Genomic DNA, 4,887 nt, shown 5'->3' with positions numbered 1-4,887 from the left:
CATTGTGCGGATGCCAGTGAAGCTTTTGGCAAATATCTGGGGCGTGGATGCAAGGCTTATGTCCCGAGCGACTGGATTCCCATGACTGAAGCCGTGCGGTGGATCAACAGTGCGGGCGGTTCTGCCATTGTTGCTCATCCCGGTCGTTACAAGCTCAGTGCTACCCGCTTGCGCAATTTGTTGACGGCTTTCCGTGAGGCCGGTGGTGCGGGTCTCGAAGTGTGTTCCGGCAGTCAGGCTGCTGGTGATCGTGAGCATTTGGGACGTCTTGCCAAAGAGCTTAACATGCTGGGTTCCCTGGGGTCTGATTTTCATGGGCCGGATGTCGGTCATGCGGCCATTGGTCAATTGCTCCCTCTGCCCGACGGGGTAGAGCCGGTCTGGGCCAGAGCGGGCATTCACTTCCACTGATTCACTATTCGCAGTAGCTGCCCCGAGGAAGCCGGTGCCTAAAGAACAGGAAAATTCTCGCTACGCGCTTTGGGGCCTGGGCTTGCTGCTGCTGATTTATGCCGGAGCTGCCTATACCCTGAGTCCATTCGCTGGACCTTTGTTGATGGGGGCAGTATTGACCACGGTGGGCTGGCCCTGGCAACTGCGTCTGGAGCGGGCTTTTCATTTGCCGCGCTGGTTGGGATCATTGGTGCATGCCATCGCCTGGGTGGCCATCATCATTATTCCTTCGGTCATTATTGTGGATACCATTTTGCCCAAGGTGGCCTTGCTGATTGCCCGCTGGCAGTCCGGAGATTCACTGGTGATGGTTCCCCCTGAAGTGATGCAGATTCCCTATATCGGGCATTGGCTGCGCTATCATCTGAGTACTCTGAATGGAGCCTATTTGTCTTCATTTATCAGTGCTCATGCCAGCATTATTACGGATTCTCTCAGTCAACTCTGGATATTTACCCTGCACACCTTTTTCGCAGCCCTGACGGTATTCGCGCTGGCCTTGCATGGTGAGCGGATTACCGAAGCCCTGCGACTGGGAACCACCCAGCTTTGGGGACGGGATCGGGGTGACCGTTTTTTGGCGGCCTGCCGGGATGCGGCACGTTCCGTATTGATTGGCCTGATTGGGGTTGGAGTCATTGAAGGCATGTTTATCGGTATTGCCTATGCTCTGGCGGGTTTGGCACTTTGGCCCCTGTGGCTGGTGGCTACTGCGCTCATTTCACCTTTACCGTTTGGGGCCACTGCCGTAGTGGGTGCTGCCACCATCTGGCTGGCTTTTACCGGCCATTGGATAGCCGGACTGGCCGTGCTGGGTTGGGGGTTTTTCGTGATCACGGTGGCTGATCTGGTTGTTCGACCGTTACTGACCGGATCTCAGACGCAGGCGCCGTTTTTTCTGGTATTTTTCAGCATCCTCGGTGGAGCCGAAGCCTTTGGCTTGATCGGGTTGATTATCGGCCCTATTCTGGTACTGCTGGCGCGCGGTGTGTGGCGAGCCTGGGAGCGCCGCATAAGACTCCAGGAATGAATTTTCGCTTGTGTCGGCAATACATGCGGCAGGAACATATACTCATTTTGACCATCTAATGATCAGGTTTTCTCGTGAAGCAGGAGCGTATCATGGACTACACAATGCTGGATCAACAGTACAATCAATTGCAGCAACAAACCCAGAATAATCTGCAGGCTCTGCAGCAGGTTGCCGGGCGGGTGAACAGCCTGGCTCCGGATAACATCACCGCCCGGGAAATCAACATGGAACTGCGGAGCCTGGCCATGAGTCTTCAGCAACAACAGCAGAATGTCGGCATGATGATGCAGCAGATGGCTCAGCGTATTCAGCAGATGGAAATGCAAATGCAGGGCATGAACCAGCAGGGTATGAACCCCAATATGCAGCAACGACCATGGAATGCGCCCATGCAGGGACAGCCGGGCATGGGTAGCGGCTTTTTGGGAAATGTCATGACCGGATTGGGGCTGGGTGCCGGATTCGCGGTGGCAGACAATATTGTCGATGACATTTTCGACAGTTTCTGAGTAGCGCGTGCCAGTTTGCGGACGTGACGACTGGTTGGCATTTGAAGCCGAAGTGCTCAGCTGGGCCAGAGCTTCAGGCTGGCGTCTGGAGCGAACGGGTCCTCTGCGCCGCAACGTCTGGCCCGTACCCAGGTTGGAGTTTCTCAGGGAGGGCGTTTTGCCGCCCGAAAGCTGGGATCTGCTTCTGGGTTCATGTGCGCTTTTCGTCTCTTATGAACCCGGACGTCGGGAGGCCATCAGTAGCGAAGGCATTCCAGTCAAGTTTTATCAGGTCGAAAAAACCGCCTGGGGTTTTGCGCAAATTGCCCATTCCGGTCCCGCCGACTGGGTGGCTTGTTGTCGGGATATACCGGGTTGGGATGTGTTGCCGGCAGAAACCGAGTCGGCAGCTTTTGCGCGTATCGGGCTCGCAACTATCCCTCCCTCTGAACGTCGGCCGGATATTTTGTCGGGAATAAAGACGGAGTGACTTTTGCCTAAGGAACAACTTTATGGGATTCATGCGGTGCATGCTGCTCTGGATGCCGGTGAGTTAGAGGAAATCTGGGTAGCTACGGAGCGGCACACGGACGAGAGAATCGTACCTCTTCTGGAAAAGGCCCGGGCTCTGAATTTACCCGTTCATGAGTTGCGTCATGCTGCTCTGGTCCGCAAATTCAATACGGATAAGCATCAGGGTATTGCCGGCGTACTTTTACAACATCCGGAGCCGGATTTTACAGATATTCTCGCTGATCTGAATGGTCAGGGTTTTCTGCTGGTGCTGGATGGTGTGTTGGACCCACACAATCTCGGTGCCTGCTTGCGCAGCGCTGAGGCGGCTGGAGTCAGTGCGGTCATCCTTCCCAAGGACAATGCCTGCCCGGTAAATGCCACCGTTCGCAAGGCTGCAGCTGGCTCGGCTTCACGACTGTCGGTCTGTACGGTGACCAACCTGTCCCGTGCTCTTGCGGCCTTGCAGGAGGCGGGTTTCTGGCTGGTCGGCATGGCCGGGGATGCGCAGCAAAGCATTTATGATCTGGATTTGAACATGCCGCTGGTGATGGTCATGGGTGGGGAACAAAAGGGCTTGCGCCGCCTGACGCGTGAACACTGCGATTATCTGGCGCACATACCCATGGCCGGAGCCATTGAAAGTCTCAATGTGTCCGTCGCTACGGGCATTTGTCTTTTTGAAGCCAGCCGTCAGCGACAGAGTCTGAAAACGTCGGCTATTGTTTAAGCCCAACAACGGCAGAGAGCCGGGAGGCTTTGCCGCGACTTTGGCCCGCGCCGTTGTTGTTCTTACCATAACGGGAAATGCAGCCCTGATTTTGGTAGACTGACCCGGTCAGAAAACACTGAGAACCCTGAATAGGTGTAACAATGCTGGTAGACTCCCATTGCCATCTCGATTTTGAAGATTTTGCAGAAGATCGGTCAGCCATTCTCGAACGTGCCCAGGCTGCCGGGGTGCAGGAAATCCTGATTGCCGCCGTTGTGCAAAAACATTGGTCGCGCGTACAGGCTCTGGCGGCTGAAAATACGGGTATATGGGCCGCTGCCGGGGTGCATCCCAATGAGCCGGAAGCTGAAACGCCGAGCATGGAAAACCTGCTCGCCGCTTTGTCGATGGAAAAAGTTGTCGCTGTGGGTGAGACCGGGCTGGACTATTTTCGCAGTGAGGGTGATTTGCGCTGGCAGCAGGAACGCTTTGCCCGGCATATTGCCGCCTCCAAGGCGACGGGGAAACCCGTTATTGTCCATACCCGTGAAGCCGCAGCAGATACCCTGGGATTACTGCGGAGCGAAGATGCCCGCGCTTCCGGGGGGGTCATCCACTGTTTTACGGAAAACTGGGAATTTGCCCGTGCTGTTCTGGATATGGGATTTTATGTTTCCCTTTCCGGGATAGTGACCTTTAAAAAGTCTCTGGACTTACAGGCTGTTGCCCGGAAATTGCCTGCAGATCGTCTGCTGGTAGAGACGGATTCGCCTTATCTGGCACCAACGCCTCTGCGCGGTAAACGCAATGAACCGGCTTATGTTCGTCATGTCGCCCAATTTTTGGCTGAGTTGCGAGCGGAGTCGTTTGCAGATCTGGCACGACAGACAACCGAGAACTTTCATCATCTTTTTACCCGGACGGTGGCCGCATGAAAATCACTTTTCTGGGAACAGGGTCCAGTGCTGGCACCCCGGTGATCGCCTGCGACTGTCCGGTATGTCGAAGTACGGACCCGCGCAACCGGCGTCGTCGTGCCAGTATTCTGGTAGAACACGAGGATACGGTGTTGTTGGTGGATACGGGACCGGATCTGCGCCAGCAAATGCTGGATGGCCAGGTCCAACGACTGACTGCCGTGCTCTATACCCATTTTCATGCGGATCACATCAACGGCATTGACGACCTGCGCGCCTTTAATTTTGCCCAGAAAATCGTCATCCCCTGTTATGCGGATGAACGTACGGCCAGCGAGCTGGAAAGTCGTTTTCGTTACTGTTTTTTGCCACCCGACGCGGCCTGGGCAAAACCTTCTTTATCCATGGAACGCTTCCATACTGAAAAGACTTTCGGCAATCTCAAGGTGACGCCCATTCCTGTCATGCACGGTAAATTGTGCATCCTTGGCTTCCGTTTCGGAGATGTAGCCTATCTGACTGATCTTAAATCGATTCCTGACGAAAGCCTGGCTCTGCTCAGGAATCTGAAATTACTGATTCTGGATTGCCTGCGCTACGAAGCTCATCCGACGCATCTCAATGTCGAGGAAGCCTTGTATTGGACCCGTCGTATTGCCGCTCAGCAAACCATTTTCACCCATATGACCCATGATATTGATTATGCACAGTTCGCTGCGGAACTCCCGGCAGATATCGTACCGGCTTTTGATGGTATGGTGATTGAGCAAG

Annotated in this window: 6 protein-coding genes and 1 pseudogene; all 7 read left to right on the top strand. The window is 54.8% G+C overall.

Going from position 1 to position 4,887, the window contains the following annotated elements; all coding sequences use genetic code 11:
• Window positions 1–411: pseudogene (locus AC2VLY_RS08850) on the top strand (phosphatase); the annotation flags it as partial.
• Between the two features lie 34 nt (window positions 412–445).
• A complete protein-coding gene (locus tag AC2VLY_RS08845; protein ID WP_215864357.1) occupies window positions 446–1,483 on the top strand; it encodes an AI-2E family transporter in 1,038 nt (345 codons plus the stop codon).
• 92 nt (window positions 1,484–1,575) lie between these two features.
• Window positions 1,576–1,995, top strand: coding sequence for a hypothetical protein (locus tag AC2VLY_RS08840; RefSeq protein ID WP_010640203.1), 420 nt, complete (start codon window positions 1,576–1,578; stop codon window positions 1,993–1,995).
• A gap of 7 nt (window positions 1,996–2,002) precedes the next feature.
• A complete protein-coding gene (locus tag AC2VLY_RS08835; protein WP_369680949.1) occupies window positions 2,003–2,464 on the top strand; it encodes a hypothetical protein in 462 nt (153 codons plus the stop codon).
• Between the two features lie 3 nt (window positions 2,465–2,467).
• Complete coding sequence (rlmB, locus tag AC2VLY_RS08830) at window positions 2,468–3,217, top strand: 23S rRNA (guanosine(2251)-2'-O)-methyltransferase RlmB (RefSeq protein WP_486922122.1); 750 nt, start codon at window positions 2,468–2,470, stop codon at window positions 3,215–3,217.
• A 143-nt stretch (window positions 3,218–3,360) separates the two neighbouring features.
• Entirely contained in the window at window positions 3,361–4,134 is a 774-nt protein-coding gene (locus AC2VLY_RS08825) for a TatD family hydrolase (RefSeq protein WP_193651625.1), read from the top strand.
• A partial coding sequence (locus tag AC2VLY_RS08820) for an MBL fold metallo-hydrolase (RefSeq protein WP_486922121.1) occupies window positions 4,131–4,887 on the top strand: 757 nt, incomplete at its 3' end. The genes AC2VLY_RS08825 and AC2VLY_RS08820, both read left to right, overlap by 4 nt.

This window comes from Acidithiobacillus sp. TH-A36 (genome assembly GCF_057473445.1).
The sequence above is the reverse complement of the archived record's forward strand: the minus strand, read 5'-3'. Positions and strand labels throughout refer to the sequence as shown.